Source organism: Mesorhizobium sp. B2-5-3 (assembly GCF_006441005.1).
Lineage (GTDB): Bacteria > Pseudomonadota > Alphaproteobacteria > Rhizobiales > Rhizobiaceae > Mesorhizobium.
The window spans coordinates 560161-577358 of sequence record NZ_VFUS01000001.1; the positions used below are offsets into that span (position 1 = coordinate 560161).

14 protein-coding genes are annotated in these 17198 nt (G+C 64.4%); 2 read left to right on the forward strand and 12 right to left on the reverse strand.

All coding sequences use genetic code 11. From position 1 onward, the window contains the following. Nucleotides 1-15: 15 nt before the first annotated feature. Together FJ867_RS02950 and FJ867_RS02955 are read right to left on the reverse strand one after the other, a co-directional pair. Nucleotides 16-1029, reverse strand: a complete 1014-nt coding sequence (locus tag FJ867_RS02950) for an alpha-ketoacid dehydrogenase subunit beta (protein ID WP_140559175.1) — start codon at nucleotides 1027-1029, stop codon at nucleotides 16-18. 3 nt (nucleotides 1030-1032) lie between these two features. After that, complete coding sequence (locus FJ867_RS02955) at nucleotides 1033-2265, reverse strand: thiamine pyrophosphate-dependent enzyme (protein ID WP_140816478.1); 1233 nt, start codon at nucleotides 2263-2265, stop codon at nucleotides 1033-1035. A 441-nt stretch (nucleotides 2266-2706) separates the two neighbouring features. Here FJ867_RS02955 and holA point away from each other — a divergent pair, with 441 nt between their 5' ends. Then, a complete protein-coding gene (holA, locus tag FJ867_RS02960; RefSeq protein WP_140816480.1) occupies nucleotides 2707-3750 on the forward strand; it encodes a DNA polymerase III subunit delta in 1044 nt (347 codons plus the stop codon). A gap of 50 nt (nucleotides 3751-3800) precedes the next feature. Here the strand turns inward: holA and FJ867_RS02965 are convergent, their stop codons facing one another. The 7 genes from FJ867_RS02965 to mnmE all read right to left on the reverse strand — a co-directional run bounded on the left by FJ867_RS02965 (nucleotide 3801) and on the right by mnmE (nucleotide 11742). Further along, the gene (locus FJ867_RS02965; RefSeq protein ID WP_140816482.1) at nucleotides 3801-4589 is read right to left on the reverse strand and encodes a DUF2182 domain-containing protein; all 789 of its coding nucleotides are present in this window, start codon (nucleotides 4587-4589) and stop codon (nucleotides 3801-3803) included. A 34-nt stretch (nucleotides 4590-4623) separates the two neighbouring features. After that, entirely contained in the window at nucleotides 4624-5250 is a 627-nt protein-coding gene (locus tag FJ867_RS02970) for a DUF1326 domain-containing protein (protein WP_140524488.1), read from the reverse strand. Nucleotides 5251-5564: 314 nt separating this feature from the next. Beyond that, nucleotides 5565-6452: a ParB/RepB/Spo0J family partition protein gene (locus tag FJ867_RS02975; RefSeq protein WP_140491933.1), complete on the reverse strand. Its 888-nt coding sequence runs from the start codon at nucleotides 6450-6452 to the stop codon at nucleotides 5565-5567. A gap of 56 nt (nucleotides 6453-6508) precedes the next feature. Further along, nucleotides 6509-7309 carry a ParA family protein gene (locus FJ867_RS02980; protein WP_140491929.1) on the reverse strand — a complete coding sequence of 267 codons (801 nt, stop codon included), beginning with the start codon at nucleotides 7307-7309 and terminating at the stop codon, nucleotides 6509-6511. A gap of 57 nt (nucleotides 7310-7366) precedes the next feature. Then, nucleotides 7367-7999: a 16S rRNA (guanine(527)-N(7))-methyltransferase RsmG gene (gene rsmG, locus FJ867_RS02985; protein WP_140655079.1), complete on the reverse strand. Its 633-nt coding sequence runs from the start codon at nucleotides 7997-7999 to the stop codon at nucleotides 7367-7369. Next, entirely contained in the window at nucleotides 7996-9876 is a 1881-nt protein-coding gene (gene mnmG / locus FJ867_RS02990; RefSeq protein ID WP_140816484.1) for a tRNA uridine-5-carboxymethylaminomethyl(34) synthesis enzyme MnmG, read from the reverse strand. Before mnmG ends, rsmG begins: the two co-directional genes overlap by 4 nt. A 543-nt stretch (nucleotides 9877-10419) precedes the next feature. After that, nucleotides 10420-11742 (reverse strand): tRNA uridine-5-carboxymethylaminomethyl(34) synthesis GTPase MnmE, encoded by a 1323-nt coding sequence (gene mnmE / locus FJ867_RS02995; protein ID WP_140816486.1) that lies wholly within the window; start codon nucleotides 11740-11742, stop codon nucleotides 10420-10422. Nucleotides 11743-11806: 64 nt separating this feature from the next. Between mnmE and FJ867_RS03000 the strand changes: the two genes are divergently transcribed. Then, nucleotides 11807-13843 carry a thioredoxin domain-containing protein gene (locus FJ867_RS03000; RefSeq protein WP_140816488.1) on the forward strand — a complete coding sequence of 679 codons (2037 nt, stop codon included), beginning with the start codon at nucleotides 11807-11809 and terminating at the stop codon, nucleotides 13841-13843. A gap of 158 nt (nucleotides 13844-14001) precedes the next feature. On the opposite strand, the gene rho is transcribed toward FJ867_RS03000, so the two are convergent. The 3 genes from rho to hemE form a co-directional block, all read right to left on the reverse strand. Then, nucleotides 14002-15267 (reverse strand): transcription termination factor Rho, encoded by a 1266-nt coding sequence (rho, locus tag FJ867_RS03005; protein WP_140491913.1) that lies wholly within the window; start codon nucleotides 15265-15267, stop codon nucleotides 14002-14004. 174 nt (nucleotides 15268-15441) lie between these two features. Further along, nucleotides 15442-15978: a protoporphyrinogen oxidase HemJ gene (gene hemJ / locus FJ867_RS03010; protein ID WP_140554734.1), complete on the reverse strand. Its 537-nt coding sequence runs from the start codon at nucleotides 15976-15978 to the stop codon at nucleotides 15442-15444. After that, nucleotides 15978-17009, reverse strand: coding sequence for a uroporphyrinogen decarboxylase (gene hemE, locus FJ867_RS03015; protein WP_140816490.1), 1032 nt, complete (start codon nucleotides 17007-17009; stop codon nucleotides 15978-15980). The genes hemJ and hemE overlap by 1 nt, the downstream gene beginning before the upstream one ends. Nucleotides 17010-17198: the final 189 nt, after the last annotated feature.

Sequence of the window (17198 nt, forward strand, 5' to 3'; positions counted from 1 at the left end):
TCGGGCCTCCCCGTTCTAGGCTTCCAATGTTTCCGTAAGCGCCCGGCCGACGCGGGCCGGACCGGGGAAATAGTCCCATTCCTGCGCATGCGGATAGGGCGTGTCCCAGCCGGCGACGCGGGCCACCGGTGCCTCCAGATGGTAGAAGCAGTTTTCCTGCACAAGCGCGACCAGCTCCGCTCCGAAGCCGGAGGTCAGCGTCGCCTCGTGCACCACGACGCAGCGTCCGGTCTTCTTCACCGACGCCACGATGGTGTCGAGGTCGAGCGGCAACAGCGTCCTGAGATCGACGATCTCGGCATCGATGCCGGTCTCCTCGGCCGCCGCCTGCGCGACATAGACCATTGTGCCGTACGCCAACACCGTGACGGCGGAGCCGGCCCGGCGGATCGCGGCCTTGCCGAGCGGCACGGTGTAGTGGCCGTCGGCAACCTCGCCCAGCTCGTGCTTCGACCACGGCGTCACCGGCCGGTCGTGATGGCCGTCGAAGGGGCCGTTGTAGAGCCGCTTCGGCTCGAGGAAGATGACCGGGTCGGGATCCTCGATCGCCGCGATCAGCAACCCCTTGGCGTCATGCGGGTTCGAGGGCACGACGGTCTTCAGCCCCGACACATGGGTGAACAACGCTTCCGGGCTTTGGCTGTGCGTCTGGCCGCCGAATATGCCGCCGCCGGTCGGCATGCGCACCACGATCGGGCAGGTGAAGTCGCCGTTCGAGCGGTAGCGCAGCCTCGCGGCTTCCTGGGTCAGCTGGTCGTAGGCCGGGTACATGTAGTCGGCAAACTGGATCTCCACGCACGGCTTCAGACCATAGGCGGCCATGCCGATGGCCGAGCCGACAATGCCGGATTCATTGATCGGTGCGTCGAAGCAGCGGCTCTTGCCGTATTTCGCCTGCAGGCCTTGCGTGCAGCGGAACACGCCGCCGAAAAAGCCGACATCCTCGCCGAACACCACCACTTTCTCGTCGCGCTCCATCGACACGTCCATGGCGTCGCGAATGGCCTCGATCATGGTCCGCCTCGGCATGGCTCAGACCCCCGCCTGCTGGCGCTGGCGCCTGAGATGCGGCGGCATCTCGGCATAGAGGCCCTCGAACATGTCGCGCGTCGACGGCTTGCCGCCGGCGTGCAGCGTGCCGTGGCTTTCGGCTTCCTTCTGCGCCGCGATCACCGTGTCGAGGATTTCCGCTTCGGCCTGCTTGTGCCGCTCCTCCGACCAGACGCCGAGCCGGATGAGATGGTTCTTCAGCCGAACCACCGGGTCGCCGAGCGGCCAGGCATCGGATTCGGTCTTCGGCCGGTAGGCCGAGGGATCGTCCGAGCTCGAATGCGCGCCGGCGCGGTAGGTGACATATTCAACCAGCGTCGGCCCGAGATTCTTGCGCGCCCGCTCGGCTGCCCATTTCGCCACGGCGTGGACGGCCAGATAGTCGTTGCCGTCGACGCGCAGCGCCGGGATGCCGAAGCCGAGGCCTCGAGCCGCGAAAGTGCCTGAACCGCCGCGCGCTATGCCTTGAAAGGTAGAGATCGCCCACTGGTTGTTGACGACGTTGAGCACCACGGGCGCCTTGTAGGTCGAGGCGAACACCAGCGCCGAATGGAAGTCGGATTCCGCCGTCGAGCCGTCGCCGATCCAGGCCGCGGCGATCCTTGAGTCGTTCGAGATCGCCGAGGCCATAGCCCAGCCGACCGCCTGGATATACTGCGTCGCCAGATTGCCCGAGATCGAGAAGAAGCCGTGCTCCTTCGACGAATACATGATGGGCAATTGCCGGCCCTTCAGCGGGTCGGCCTCGTTGGAATAGATCTGGTTCATCATCGTGACCATCGGGTAGCCGTCGGCGATGAGCAGCCCGGCCTGCCGATAGGTCGGGAAATTCATGTCGCCGGGGGCGAGCGCCTTGCGGAAGGCGCAGCTCACCGCCTCTTCGCCCAGATGCTGCATGTAGAAGGAGGTCTTGCCCTGCCGCTGCGCCATCTGCATGCGCGCATCGAAGGTCCTCAGCGTCATCATGTGGCGCAGGCCTTCGAGCAGTTCCTCGTCGGAGAGCAGCCCCGCCCACGGCCCGACGGCTTCGCCATTGCGGTTCAGCACGCGGATGATCGAGAAGGCCATGTCGCGGATGGTGCGCGGATCGACATCGATTTCGGGACGCGGCACCGAGCCGGCGGCGGCAATGGTCACGTTGGCGAAATCAGGCGTGCCGCCCGGCCGCACCTCGGGCTCCGGAACATGGAAGCGCAACATCCCAGCATCGGCCATGAGCTTCGTCCTCCAATGTCGCCCGGCACCGATATTTGCACATCCGCGCCGCCAGTGCGAATTCACCGGGCAAGCCTCCGGGCATCGGGCCGGCCAAGCCGGCCGATACAGCCTGCCGCGCACCAAGATGAAGATATGTCGGCGAAATTTCTTGTCGATGTTGGGCGGCGCCGCGCAATTAGGTGCAAGGTCGCGTGAGGTTTGTCGCCAGATAAGGTGATTGCTTGGCAAGCTTGGCTGCCGCGCCTCGCTTTCACGCCTCAGGAAGGAGAGGAGAATCGCGGGTCCGCCAACCGTCGCGCCTTTCCTCTCCCCCGTCGATCGGGGGAGAGGTGTCGAGCGCAGCTCGACGGAGTGGGGGTCGATCTTCCCTCGAAGCAGTTCTTCCGAGGTGAACTGGAAAGCGTTCACTCCGCCCCAACATCATGCTAACCACCCTCGATGGCACAGAAGAAAGCATACGAGGTGGATTCCTGGCTCGCGAAGCCGGACCCGCGCATGGCGATCGTCCTGCTTTATGGCCCCGATCGGGGCCTCGTCTCGGAGCGCGCCAAGGCTTTTGCCGCCGCGACCGGCCTGCCGCTCGACGACCCCTTCTCGGTGGTCAGGCTCGACGGCTCCGAAGTCGAGCGCGACGAGGGCCGGCTGCTCGACGAGGCGCGCACCGTGCCGATGTTTTCCGACCGCCGCCTGCTGTGGGTGCGCAATGCCGGCGGCCAGAAGGCGCTGGCCGACGACGTCAAGGCGCTGACGGCGGAGCCCGTACGGGACGCGATCATCCTCATCGAGGCCGGCGATCTCAAGAAGGGCGTCGGGCTGCGCGCCGTCGTCGAGGCGGCCGACAACGCCATGGCGCTGCCCTGCTATGCCGACGAGGCCAAGGACATCGATGCCGTTATCGACGATGAGCTGCGCAAGACCGGCGCGACGATGACGCTTGAGGCAAGACAGGCGCTGCGCCGCAATCTCGGCGGCGACCGGCTGGCCTCGCGCGGCGAGATCGACAAGCTGCTGCTTTATGTCCATGGCCAGAAGGAAATCGGCCTCGACGACGTCAGGGCGATGTCCGGCGACGTTTCCGGCGCGTCCTTCGACGATGCCGTCGACGCGCTTCTCGAAGGCAAGGTCGGCGAGTTCGACACCGCCTTCACCCGCCATTGCCAGGCAGGCGGCCAACCCTTCCTGGTGCTGTCCTCGGCGATGCGGCAGTTTCAGGCGATGCAGTCCATGCGCGGCCAGATGGAGGCCGGCGGCCGCAATGCCGCGTCGGTGGTGGCGGCGGCGCGCCCGCCGGTTTTCTTCTCGCGCCGCAAGCTGGTGGAGAAGGCGCTGGAACGCTGGAGCGTCGAGGCGCTCGGCCGCGCGCTGACCCGGCTGCAGACCGCCGTGCTGCAGACGCGGCGAAGGCCGGACCTGTCGGTGGCGCTGGCAAGGCAGGCGCTGCTCGGGATCGCGGTGGAAAGCGCGAGGCTGGCACAGCGTTAGGCCCTTTCGGCACCGGGCGCCTGCCTCCGTTGGTCAATTCCCTCCTTTGATCAATTCATTGTCATGGCGCCTACCGGCTCAAAAGTCGGCAGCGCCTGTGGAAAGACCAGCACCGCCGCGCCATAGAGCAGCAGAGCGATCCCCGACAGCTTCGCGATCCCATTTCCAGACGGCAGGGTCTTTTCCGCGAATATCAGCAAGGTGACCACGGCCATTGCGGCAACGTTCATGATCCCGAGAGGAAAGAGGGCGAGAAACAAAAGCCAGCAGCAGCCGAGGCAGAAAAGTCCATGCTCCAGGCCCATGCGAACCGCGCCCCAGTAACCATCGCGCCATGAGGTCAGGATGAAGCCGATCGGCGTGCGGCATTTGGCCAGACACAGATCCTTCAGCGGGGAAAGTTGATAGGCGCCCCCAAGCATCAGCAGCGCGCCGCCGAAACGCGCGGCCGTCGCCGTTGACAATCCCACATGCCCGGCGAGCACCTCCGCACCCGCCGCGCCGGCAAAGGCGATAACGCCCATCACGCCCCAGACCAGCATGTACCCGGCCACGAACACCCAGCTCGAGACAAAGGTCTCGCCTCGGCCCCGTTTGCCGGCCTGGACCCGGTGAAATGTCAGGATCATGGGGGCGGCCGTCGGAAACATCATGGCAATCATCATGATCATCCAGACGGCAAGAAACAGCGGCGCCTTCATGCCCATGGTGAGCGAGTACATTTCCATGCGCATGTCCGCGCCCATGCCCGCCTGCTGCCGGATGAGCAAGGTCCATGCCGCCGCCGCGATAGCGATCAGCAGCGCGAGAATGATGTATCGCTGCAACGTCTGCACCATGGACGAAGTACGTCCCGTACCATGCGGCCAACGGCTACTGCTGGCCAGACCAGTTGATCGGGGCGTAGTGTCCGTTTCGGCGGGAATTGTCCCAGCTCATGCCATGGTCGCTGAATGTACTGCCTTCCGCCCCCATGGCCAAGGCGAGCCAGTCGGGATTGACGGGATGGCCGGTGGCCGCCCACATCTGCCCGTCCTCGCGCATCGTCGGCAGCGGCTCGACCGCCATCCGCATGACGCCGGCAATCTCCGCCGACCGCTTCTTGCCGTCTATCCGGTAGCTTATTGGTACCTTCTTGGCGCCGAGATTCGTGCCGATCAAGGGTGCCAGCACCGCCATCGGGCCGCCCGCGACGCCAGTGAAGATGGCGCCTAGCGCCTCTGTCTGCCTGTCATCGGCCCGTTCGTCGATATAGGCGGCGGCCGTCCAATTGCCGTCTGCCATCGGACCCGGCGTGTGGGCAACCATGGCGACGCTGAGCCCATCCAACCGGACGTCGCCGTAACTGCCCGTATCGATATGAAAGACCAGGCCGACGTCGCAAACGCCGTTCGTCGGCCTTGATGTCAGCTGCGCGTTGGTGGACAGCAGGCAAGGACACACGACATCGCAGCTACAGTTTTCGAAGTAACTTCCGGACAATTGCCAACGGACTGCCATTTGCACCTCCCATTTGCGTCAGGCGCGCGTCGGCATATTGCTTTGGCGAGGCGGTGCCATTTCACGCCTGTTGCAGGAATGGCAGATAGCCCTCGCCGCGACTGACCGGCACGCTAGGGCAATTAATTTAAGCCTTGTCTAATAGAGGTTACGCCGTTGCCGGGCACTGTCAAGCCGCGAGCGCGGCTGGCGACGGATGCCGATGGCGCTGCTTTTTCGCCAATCGCCAGCGCTTCAAACGAAAGGGCTGGCGGACAGCCAGCCCTCGTTTTCCCTGCGTTGTAGCTTCCGCTTTGTTGAAGTTCGCCGGCTAACTACCGCTCTTGTTTCAATCTCCGACACAGCTCGTCAAGCTGCTCCAGCGTCCGGTACGCCACGCGAATCTCGCCGCCTTTGTTCGTGTGGTCGATGGTCACGATCATGCCGAGCGTGCCGGTCATCAGCTTTTCCAGCGCCAGCGTGTCGGCGTCTTTTTCCGGCGCGCTTTTCGCCTGCTTCGGCTTCGCCGGGGTCGGACCGGCCGGCATCTGCGCCAGCGCTTCGGCCTGGCGCACCGAGAGCCCTTCCTCGACGATGCGCTTGGCAAGCCCTGCCGGGTCCTCCGCCGTCACCAGCGTGCGGGCATGGCCCGCCGACAAGGCCCCGTCGACCAGCATGTCGCGGATCACGTCGGGCAGCTTCAGCAGCCGCAGCGTGTTGGCGACATGGCTGCGGCTTTTGCCGATGACCTGGCCGAGATCGGCCTGGGTGTAGCCGTGATCGTCGATGAGCTGCTGATAGCCGAGCGCTTCCTCGACCGGGTTGAGATCGGCGCGCTGGACGTTCTCGATGATTGCCAGTTCCAGCGCCGTGCGGTCGTTGACCTCGCGCACGATGACCGGGATCTCGGTCAATCCGGCGCGTTGCGCGGCACGCCAGCGCCGCTCGCCGGCGATGATCTCGTAGCGCCCGGCCTGCGACGGCGAAGGCCGCGCCACCACCGGCTGCACCACCCCATGCTCGCGGATCGATTGCGCCAGGTCGGTCAACTCGGCGTCGCCGAAATGCCGGCGCGGGTTTTTCGGATTGGGCGTAAGGAACTCGATCGGCACCTTGCCGTCGGCACTCATCCCGGGCTTCTCCGGCGCGCTCGGACGGTCGATCTCGCCGATCAGCGCCGCCAGCCCGCGGCCCAGTCTCTTTCTCGAAAGGTCTTCGCTCATTTCGGTTCCAGATTGTTTCGGTGTCGAATCGGCTTTGCTCCATGCGTGGCCGCTTGTTAAGCGGCGCGCAATTTACGCTCGCGGCGGATCACTTCCGACGCAAGCTGCAGATAAGCCTGGCTGCCGGAGCATTTGAGGTCGTAGAGGATCGCCGGCTTGCCGTAGGACGGCGCTTCCGACACCCGCACATTGCGCGGAATGATGGTCTCGTAGACCTTGTCCCCCATATGCTCGCGCACGTCCTGCACCACCTGGTTGGCGAGGTTGTTGCGGCCGTCATACATGGTCAGCACGATGCCCTGGATGGTGAGATCCGGGTTGATCGAGCGGCGCACCTGCTCGACGGTTTCGAGCAGCTGGCTGAGACCTTCCAGCGCGAAGAACTCGCATTGCAGCGGCACCAGAACGGAATCGGCCGCCGCCATCGAATTCAAGGTCAAGAGATTGAGCGACGGCGGACAGTCGATCAGCACATAGCCAAACCCGGCCGAACGCGCCGATGCGGCGCGCAGGGCGTTGCGCAGCCGCAGCACCCGGTCCGGCGCCGAGGCGATCTCCATCTCGATGCCGAGCAAATCGAGGGTCGACGGCACGATCGACAGGCCGGGCACCGCCGTCGGGATCGCCGCCTCCTCAAGCTCCAGCTCGCCGGTCAGCACGTCATAGGACGACACCGTGCGGTCCTTGCGGTCGATGCCGAGCCCGGTGCTGGCATTGCCTTGCGGGTCGAGGTCGACGATCAGCACCTTCTCGCCGATCGCCGCCAGCGCGGTGGCCAGGTTGATGGCAGTGGTGGTCTTGCCGACACCGCCCTTCTGGTTGGCTACGGTGATGATTCGAGGGCCGTTCTTCATCATGGGTCTATGCCAGGAATTCATTTTGGGTCGCCAACACGGATTCGGACAGGTCTTTGTTCAGACAGGTCGCACATTGGACAGTTCAAGGATGACGCCGCCAGGGTCGGTCATGCTTGGATGTTCTACCAGATCGAAGCTCCAGCGGTTAACGCTTTCTTGCACTTCGGCGCGGTAATCCCGGCCTTTGTGGAACAGCCCGCGCGCGCCTGATGTCAGCCACGGCCCCGCCAGCTCAAGCAAGGTCGAAAGCGGCGCCAGCGCCCGCGCCGTGACGATTTCCGGTGCCGCGACAAGCGCATGGCTCTCGTCGATGCGGCGCGCCACGACACGCGCCGGCAGGCCGAACTGGCCGACGACGGCTTGCAGGAATCCCGCTTTCTTGCGATTGCTTTCGACCAGGTCGATGCTGGCGCCGTCACGCTCGGCAAGCAGGAACGCCAGCACCAGTCCCGGAAATCCGCCGCCCGAGCCGATATCGACCCATCGCCGCGCTTTGTCCTCGATTCGCCAGAGCTGCGCGCTGTCCAGTATGTGGCGATGCCAGACATCGCCTGCTGTCGACTGCGCGACGAGATTGATGCTGCGGTTCCATTTCTGGAACATCTCTTCGAACGCCACCAGGCGATCGAATGTTTCACGTGAAACCGGACCGGCAGCGTTGCGCAGGCTCTCCCAGGAAGCAGCGCTCACGCGACGTCCCTTTGCGCGCCGGCGCTCTCGGAATGCCTGATATGAGCGACGATGATGGCCAGCGCCGCCGGCGTCATACCCTCCATGCGCTGCGCGTCGGCAATCGAACGCGGCCGCCGCGCATGCATCTTCTGCTTCAGCTCGTTCGACAGTCCCGGCACCTCGGCGAAGTCGAGCGCCTCGGGGATGAGCCGGCTTTCCTCGTGCCGGATCTGGGCGACGTCGCTCTTCTGGCGATCGAGATAGACTGAATATTTCGCTTCCGTTTCGAGGCGCTCCGCCGTCCTGGCGTCGATCGTCCCGAAATTCCCATCGATTCGGGCCAGCCAGGCCACGTCGACGCCGGGATAGGCGAGCAGTTCATAGGCGGATCTGCGCACGCCGTCGCGATTGACCTCCAGCCCGTGGCGCGCCGCCTCGTTGGGTGTCAGCTTTACGCCGAGCGCCAGCCGGCGCGCTTCGGCGAGGCGCTGCTCCACCTCGCCGAACCGCTGCATCCGCCGGGCTGACGCTATACCCAGCCTTGCAGCCAGCGGCGTCAGCCGCTCGTCGGCATTGTCGGCGCGCAGCGAAAGCCGGAATTCGGCGCGCGAGGTGAACATGCGGTAAGGCTCGCTGATGCCGCGGCTGGTCAGATCGTCGACCATGACGCCGATATAGGCTTCGGTGCGGCTGAGCACGACCTGCTCGCTGCCCGACGCCCGCCTTGCGGCATTGAGGCCCGCGAGCAGGCCTTGCGCGGCGGCCTCCTCATAGCCGGTCGTGCCGTTGATCTGCCCGGCGAGGAACAGGCCGCCGACGCGCTTTGTCTCCAGCGTCGGATGGAGCTCGCGCGGGTCGACATGGTCATATTCGATGGCATAACCGGGCTGCAGCATCACCGCTCGGTCCAGCCCCGGGATGGTCTTCAAGATTTCGAGCTGAACCTCCTCCGGCAGCGAGGTCGAGATGCCGTTGGGATAGACCGTGTCGTCGTCCAGGCCTTCCGGCTCGAGAAAAATCTGGTGGCCTTCGCGGTCGCCGAACTTGACGATCTTGTCTTCGATCGACGGACAGTAGCGCGGCCCGACGCCTTCGATCGAACCCGAATACATGGCCGAGCGCCCGAGATTGGCGCGGATCAGTTCATGCGTGGCCGCGGTCGTGCGCGTGATGCCGCATTCGATCTGCGGCGTCTCGATGCGGTCGGTCAGCAGTGAGAACGGCACCGGTTCGTCATCCGCCGCCTGGCTTTCCAGCGACGCCCAGTCGATGGTGCGCCCGTCGAGGCGCGGCGGCGTGCCGGTCTTCAGCCGGCCGAGCTTGAAGCCTGCGCGGCTCATCGTCGCCGACAGCCCTAGGCTCGCTTGTTCGTTCATGCGGCCGGCGACAATCTTCTTCGCGCCGATATGGATCAGCCCGCGTAGGAAGGTTCCGGTGGTCAGGACCACCGCGCCGCTGGCAAGGCGCCGGCCATCGGCCAGGAGAACGGCGCGCAGGCATCCCGAATCGTCGATGTCGAAGTCGAGCACCTCGCCCTCGATCACATCGAGACCGCCCTGCTGCCGGATCGCTTCCTGCATGGCGAGCCGGTAAAGTTTCCGGTCGGCCTGGGTGCGCGGGCCGCGCACGGCCGGCCCCTTGCGCCGGTTGAGCAGGCGAAACTGGATGCCGGCCGCGTCCGCCACCCGGCCCATCAGCCCGTCCATGGCATCGATCTCGCGCACCAGATGGCCCTTGCCGAGCCCGCCAATGGCCGGATTGCAGGACATCACGCCGATCGTGTCGAAACGCAGCGTCACCAGCGCTGTCCTGGCGCCCGCACGCGCAGCCGCGCTGGCCGCCTCGCTGCCCGCATGGCCGCCACCCACCACAACCACATCATAGTGATCGGTCATTTCAAAACGCCCTGGATTCGAAGTTTGGTGGAGAGATGTCCCCGCAGCGGGACGGTGTCAAGAAACTTCGCGGGAGTTTCACGTGAAACAGGACGGCGAGCCTCATTGTAGTGTTTCACGTGAGTCACGTGTATCGACCGCCGGCGCCGCCCCCCGGCGCCGTGTCGGCACTTCTCCCTGGCACAGGGAGACAGCGCTGACCGCAAAGCCGGCACCTTCATTTACAAGGCTGATAATTGCCGAAACTGGAAATAACAGCGCGCCCTCTCCCCGTCCTTATAAGAGAATGCCGGATAAGAGAATGCCGGCAGGCAAGTGCGGGGTAGCGCCGACGCTGGCGATTGACCCCGGCGCAGCCGTTTCACGTGAAACAACGTCGGTCGGAGAGCCCTTCTGTTTCACGTGAGTCATCGGCCGGGCCCGTCGTGATAGAAGCCGAGGTCAGCGCTGCCCCTCATCCGCCTGCCGGCACCTTCTCCCCGTATAGTGACGGGGAGAAGGGAGGCTTGACGGCGTCCGCGCCCCGACAATGTTCCACGTGAATCATTTCCCGATGCAGAATTGCGAGAAAATCACATCCAGCATGTCCTCGACATCGACAGCGCCGACGATCCGGCCGAGCCGGTCGGCGGCCAGCCGCAGATCCTCGGCGCGCAGTTCCTGCCCGGCGTCCGGGCTCTCGGCCGCGCGCAGCAGGAAGCGGTTGGCTTCGCCTAGCAATTCAACGTGGCGAAGCCGTGAGGGCAGGATGTCGCCCGCTTCGGCGACCTGCGCGGCCGCGAGCCTGGCGATCTCGGTCAACAGCTCCGCCACGCCGGTCCCGTCCTTCGTCGAGATGACGCGATCATAACCCCCGGCAGCGGCTTGCCCGTGCACCAGATCGAGCTTGGTGCCCACGCGCAGGGTCGCGATCCCCTCGCGTTGAAGAGCAACGGGATGCGGGTCGGCCATATCCACGAGGATGAGCAAGAGGTCGGCGCCATGCGCCTTGGCTCGCGCCTTCTCGATGCCGATCGCTTCCACCTTGCCGGCCGCATCGCGCAGGCCTGCGGTGTCGGTCAGCCTGACCCGCAGGCCTTCGAGGTCAAGCACGATCTCGAGCAGGTCCCGCGTCGTGCCTGGCTCATCCGTTACAATAGCTGCATCGCGCCGCGCCAAGGCGTTGAACAGGCTCGACTTGCCGGCATTCGGGGCGCCGAGGATAACAACCTCGAACCCGTCGCGGATGATTTCGCCGGCACGAAACCCGGCAATGTGGCGCTCGATCTCCCCGATCATCGCCGAAACATCAGACCAGACCGTATCCGAAACGGAACCGGGAATGTCGTCTTCGTCGGCAAAGTCGATCTCGGCCTCGATCATGGCGCGCGCATGGATCAGCCGCCGCCGCCAGCTCAGATAAAGCTCGGCTTGCGCGCCCTCGGCATTCTGCACCGCGAAGCGCCGCTGCGCCTCGGTCTCGGCGTTGACCAGATCGGCCAGCGCTTCCGTCCTTACCAGATCGACCTTGCCATTGAGGAAGGCCCGGCGCGTAAACTCGCCCGCTTCGGCGTGCCTGACGCCTTCGAAACCGGCGATCGTCTCGAACAGCCTCGCCACCACGGCGCGGCCGCCATGCACCTGGAATTCCGCCACGTCCTCGCCGGTGAAGCTGCCGGGGCCGGGGAAAAAGATCACCAGGCCACTGTCGAGCACGCCGCCATCGGGCGCCCGCAGCTTGCGCAGGCTGGCCACGCGGTCCTTAACCATACCGCCGGCGATCGTTTCGACAACGAATCGAGTCTTTGGCCCCGAAATGCGGATGACGGCGACGCCGGCGGGCAGGCGGCCGCTGGAAAGCGCGACGATGGTGTCGGCCGAAATCATTTGCCCGCCTTGTTGGACCGCCCTAGCTTCACTATCCAACCCCTGTTTCGCCGGACCGCTCATCGTGACACTGCCTGCGCAAAATCTGCTTGCCGACGAAGCCAGCCCCTATTTGCAGCAGCACAGCGGCAATCCGGTGCATTGGCGGGCCTGGTCGCCGGCGTCGCTTGACGAGGCGAGGGCGCTGGATCGGCCGATCCTGCTGTCGATCGGCTATGCCGCCTGCCACTGGTGCCACGTCATGGCCCATGAAAGCTTCGAGAATGACGACGTCGCCGCCGTCATGAACCGTCTGTTCGTCAATATCAAGGTCGACCGCGAGGAGCGACCCGACATCGACCAGATCTACATGGCGGCGCTGTCCTCGATGGGCGAGCAGGGCGGCTGGCCGCTGACCATGTTCCTGACCCCGGACGGCAAGCCTTTCTGGGGCGGCACCTATTTCCCGCGCGAGCCGCGCTATGGCCGCCCGGGCTTCATCCAGGTCATGGAGGCGATCGACAAGGCCTGGCGCGAGAAAAGAGGCAGCCTGAACCAGAGCGCCGACGGGCTGACCACACATGTCGAGACCCGGCTCGCCGGCGCGCATGCCCGCACCGCGCTCGACCGCGACACGCTTGCCGCGCTCGCCAGAGGCATAGACGGCATGATCGACAAGGATCTCGGCGGCCTGCGCGGCGCGCCGAAATTCCCCAATGCGCCATTCATGCAGACACTGTGGCTGTCCTGGTTGCGCGACGGCAATGCCGGTCACCGTGACGATGTCCTCCTGAGCCTCGAACGGATGCTGGCCGGCGGCATCTACGATCACGTCGGCGGCGGTCTCAGCCGCTATTCCACCGACGCGCAATGGCTGGTGCCGCATTTCGAAAAGATGCTCTACGACAACGCGCAGCTCATCCGTTTTTGCAACTGGGCCCATGCCGCGAGCGGGAAGTGTTTGTTCCGGGTCCGAATCGAGGAGACCGTCGACTGGCTGCTGCGCGAGATGCGCCTCGATGGCGGCGCCTTCGCCGCCAGTCTCGATGCCGACAGCGAGGGCGAGGAGGGCCTTTTCTACACCTGGAGCCGGGAAGAGATCGAGACCGCGCTCGGCGACGATTCACCGTTGTTTTTCAACAACTTCATGCTCTCCAGCCCACCCGGTTGGGAAGGCAAGCCCGTTGTCCACCAGACGCAGGCCCAGCAGGGGCAAGGCATTGCCGAGCAGCCGCTTCTGGCCGCTCTCAAGGCAAGGCTGCTGGCAGTCCGTGAACGGCGCGTCAGGCCAGGCCGCGACGGCAAGGTCCTCGCCGACTGGAACGGCCAGATGATCGCAGCACTTGCCGAGGCCGGCCGCTCGCTGGCGCGGCAAGACTGGATCGACGCGGCCAAGACCGCATTCGACCAGATCGCCTCTTCCGCCGAGGGCGGACGGCTGCCGCATTCCATGCTCGGCGCCAAGAAACTGTTCCCGGCCCTGTCGAGCGACTATGCGTCGATGACCAATGCGGCGATCGCCCTGTTCGAAGCCACCGGCGACTGGAGCTACGCCGATCGGGCCCGGCAATTCGTCGAGCAGCTCGACCGCTGGCACGCCGATGCCGACGGCACCGGCTATTATCTCACGGCATCCGATAGCACCGACGTGCCGATCCGCATCAGGGGCGATGTCGACGAGGCTATTGCGTCGGCCACCGGCCAGGTCATCGAGGCGCTGGTCCGGCTCGCCGCGCTGACCGGCGATCTCGACCTGCAGGAGAAAGCGACGAAAGTCGCCGAACATGCCGCCGGCCGCGCGGCGCACCAGGCCTATGGACAGGCCGGCATCGTCAACGCCTCGGCGCTCGCCATAGAGCCGCTAAAGCTGGTGCTTGTGGACGATCTGGCGAATCCGACGCTCGTTCCAGTAGCGAATCGCAATCCCGATCCGCGTCGGGTGGATATTGTGGTGGCGATCGGTACACAGGCGAATCGAACGCTGTTGCCGGGCGGGATCCTGCCTCCCGCCGACAGGCCGGGCGCGTGGCTGTGCACGGGGCAGGTGTGTTTGCCGGCGGTGAGCGATCCGGATGAATTGGAAGGGCTATTGCGACGAAGACCACAGAGTTCGTCATCCTAGGGCGAAGCTCCGTCGCGGAGACCCTAGGATCCATGCCGTGACTTTCGAGCGCTGCAACAGGTGGAAGATCCAGTCCGCCGCGCTCTTTGGCCGAGGCCATGGCATGGATCCTCGGGTCAAGCCCGAGGATCACGAAGAAGTGGAGTTCGCTCTGCGAACTACGTATTCATCGAATCGAAGAAGTCCGCGTTGGTCTTGGTCTGCTTCAGCTTGTCGATGAGGAACTCGATCGCGTCGGTTGTTCCCATCGGCGCCAGGATGCGGCGCAGCACGAAGATCTTCTGCAGGTCAGCGCGCGGCACCAGCAGGTCTTCCTTGCGGGTACCCGACTTCAGAATGTCCATGGCCGGGTAGATGCGCTTGTCGGCCACTTTGCGGTCGAGCTGGATTTCGCAGTTGCCGGTGCCCTTGAACTCTTCGAAGATGACTTCGTCCATGCGGCTGCCGGTATCGATCAGCGCGGTGGCGATGATGGTCAGCGAACCGCCTTCCTCGATGTTGCGGGCAGCACCGAAGAAGCGCTTCGGACGCTGCAGCGCATTGGCGTCGACGCCGCCGGTCAGCACCTTGCCGGAGGACGGCACCACGGTGTTGTAGGCGCGGCCGAGGCGGGTGATCGAATCGAGCAGGATGACGACGTCGCGGCCATGCTCGACCAGCCGCTTGGCCTTCTCGATGACCATTTCGGCGACCTGCACGTGGCGCACCGCCGGCTCGTCGAAGGTCGAGGAGATCACCTCGCCCTTCACCGAGCGCTGCATGTCTGTCACTTCCTCCGGCCGCTCGTCGATCAGAAGCACGATCAGGTAGCATTCCGGATGGTTGGCGGTGATCGAGTGGGCGATGTTCTGCATGAGAACCGTCTTGCCGGTACGCGGCTGCGCGTTGATCAACGCGCGTTGGCCCTTGCCGATCGGCGCCACCAGATCGATCACGCGCGGCGAGATATCCTTGGAGGTCGGGTTGTCGATCTCCATCTTCAGCCGCTTGGTCGGATAAAGCGGCGTCAGATTGTCGAAGTGGATCTTGTGGCGGATCTTTTCGGGATCGTCGAAATTGATCGTGTTGACCTTGAGCAGCGCGAAATAGCGCTCGCCCTCTTTCGGGCTGCGGATCGGCCCTTCGACCGTATCGCCGGTCTTGAGCGAAAAGCGCCGGATCTGCGAGGGCGAAATATAGATGTCGTCGGGACCGGGCAGATAATTGGCGTTGGCCGAGCGCAGGAAACCGAAACCGTCCTGCAAGACTTCGACCACGCCGTCGCCGATGATCTCGATGTCCTGGGCGGCCAGCTTCTTGAGGATTGCGAACATCAGCTCCTGCTTGCGCATGACGCTGGCGTTCTCCACCTCGAGCGATTCGGCATAGGCGATCAGCTCTGGCGGTTTCTTGTTCTTGAACTCGGTGAGTTTCATTTCTTGCATTAGGATAGACTCTGGGTAGGCTTTTGGGAGGAAATCGGCGGGATGCGATAAATGCCGGGCGCGGCCAAAAGCAATGAAGGGCGGCGCATGACGGGAAGGAAGACCCGTCTTTTATCGTCGGCCGGCTGAAAGAGCAAGCCGCCTTTTAGCAGGTCGTGAGAGAGATCCGAAGGTTCAGAACGGCTTGACGACGACCAGGATCACGATAGCGATCATCAGCAATGTGGGGACCTCGTTGACGATCCGCCAGTGCCTCGCGGGTTTTTCGTTACGATCCTCAGCGAATTTTCGCACAGCGCCGGCCAGATAGCCGTGGATGCCCGACAGAACCAGCACCAGCGCGATCTTGCCGTGCAGCCAGCCGCCCTGGAAACCGAAACCTTTCCAGGCCAGCCATAGGCCGAACACCCAGGTGACGATCATCGCCGGGTTGATGATGCCGCGCAGCAGCCGGCGCTCCATCACCTTGAAAGTCTCCGACTGCACCGAACCCTTCTCGGCATCGGCGTGATAGACCAGCAGCCGCGGCAGATAGAGCATGCCCGCCATCCACGAGATGACGGCAAGAACGTGGATCGCCTTGGCCCAGAGATAGAAGCCGTCTGGGGCCGCCAGAAACAGCAGCGCGGTGAGCACGACCAGGGCCGCGATGCCGATCACCATGCGCATCATCGCCTGGCCCGTGCTGTTGGTGTTGCTCATCCCGGCCATCAGCGTGTCGCGCTCCTCACCAGTTTCACCATGGCCTCGACATGCGCAATCGGCGTTTCCGGGGTAATGCCGTGGCCAAGATTGAAGATCAACGGTCCGCTTCCCAGGCTCTCCAGGATCGCGCTGACGCCGTCGGCCAGCACCTTGCCGCCGGCGACCAGCCGCAGCGGATCGAGATTGCCCTGGACGGCCCCTTCCCGCTGCAACGCCTTCGCTGTCTCCAGCGGCACCGTCCAGTCGATCCCCAGCCCCGTGACGCCGGTCTTCTCGCGATAGCTCCGGTAGCGCGCGCCGGCGCCCTTGGGAAAACCGATGATCGGCACATCGGGATGGACCGCTCGAACCTGCCTGACGATCTCGGCCACCGGCTCGACGCAGAACAGCTCGAAACAAGCATCGTCGAGCACGCCGGACCAGGAATCGAATATCTGTACCACATCGGCGCCGGCCTCGATCTGCCTGATGAGATAGGCGGCCGAATGATCGGCCAGCACCTTGAGCAGCTGACGAAACGCCGCCGGCTCGCGATAGGCGAACAGCCGCGCCGGCGCCTGGTCCGGCGTGCCGTGCCCGGCGATCATGTAGGTCGCCACCGTCCATGGCGCGCCGCAGAAGCCGATCAGCGTGATTTCATCGGGCAGTTTCGTCCGCAACCGGCGAACCGTCTCGTAGACCGGTTCGAGATTCACGTGAAACACCGTGCTGTCCAGGGCCGCGATTTCAGCCGCCGTGATCGGCGTCAGCAGCGGCCCTCGCCCCTCTTCGAAGCGCACGTCGCGGCCAAGCGCATGCGGAACGACAAGGATGTCGGAGAACAGGATCGAGGCGTCGAAGCCGAAGCGCTCGATCGGCTGCATGGTCACCTCGAAGGCAAGGTCGGGATCATAGCAGAGGTCGAGGAATGAACCTGCGCGTCGGCGCGTCTCGCGGTATTCCGGCAGATAGCGCCCGGCCTGGCGCATCATCCAGAGCGGCGGCGGAAACACTGTCTCACCCTTCAGCACGTCCAGCATGATCCGTCTTGCAGGCATAGAGCGCTCGCCTCTCCCGGCTTCCCTTTAATCAAATATCTTATTTTAAAGAATCTTCTGATTCTAAGAGTCTGTTGGTTGTGGTGGTTGTCACCTGTCCCGCTTTGGCCGTCAAAACACCAGCAAGCATATTGTCGCGCATTTCCAATCGCCGCTTGCAGGGTTCTGGGGACGATCCGGAATCTTCCA

Coding starts and splice junctions, on each gene's coding strand:
- FJ867_RS02950 (WP_140559175.1), bottom strand. CDS start 1,029: ATGCCGAGGCGGACCATGATCGAGGCCATTCGCGACGCCATGGACGTG.
- FJ867_RS02955 (WP_140816478.1), bottom strand. CDS start 2,265: ATGGCCGATGCTGGGATGTTGCGCTTCCATGTTCCGGAGCCCGAGGTG.
- holA (WP_140816480.1), top strand. CDS start 2,707: ATGGCACAGAAGAAAGCATACGAGGTGGATTCCTGGCTCGCGAAGCCG.
- FJ867_RS02965 (WP_140816482.1), bottom strand. CDS start 4,589: ATGGTGCAGACGTTGCAGCGATACATCATTCTCGCGCTGCTGATCGCT.
- FJ867_RS02970 (WP_140524488.1), bottom strand. CDS start 5,250: ATGGCAGTCCGTTGGCAATTGTCCGGAAGTTACTTCGAAAACTGTAGC.
- FJ867_RS02975 (WP_140491933.1), bottom strand. CDS start 6,452: ATGAGCGAAGACCTTTCGAGAAAGAGACTGGGCCGCGGGCTGGCGGCG.
- FJ867_RS02980 (WP_140491929.1), bottom strand. CDS start 7,309: ATGATGAAGAACGGCCCTCGAATCATCACCGTAGCCAACCAGAAGGGC.
- mnmG (WP_140816484.1), bottom strand. CDS start 9,876: ATGACCGATCACTATGATGTGGTTGTGGTGGGTGGCGGCCATGCGGGC.
- mnmE (WP_140816486.1), bottom strand. CDS start 11,742: ATGATTTCGGCCGACACCATCGTCGCGCTTTCCAGCGGCCGCCTGCCC.
- rho (WP_140491913.1), bottom strand. CDS start 15,267: ATGCAAGAAATGAAACTCACCGAGTTCAAGAACAAGAAACCGCCAGAG.
- hemJ (WP_140554734.1), bottom strand. CDS start 15,978: ATGGCCGGGATGAGCAACACCAACAGCACGGGCCAGGCGATGATGCGC.
- hemE (WP_140816490.1), bottom strand. CDS start 17,009: ATGCCTGCAAGACGGATCATGCTGGACGTGCTGAAGGGTGAGACAGTG.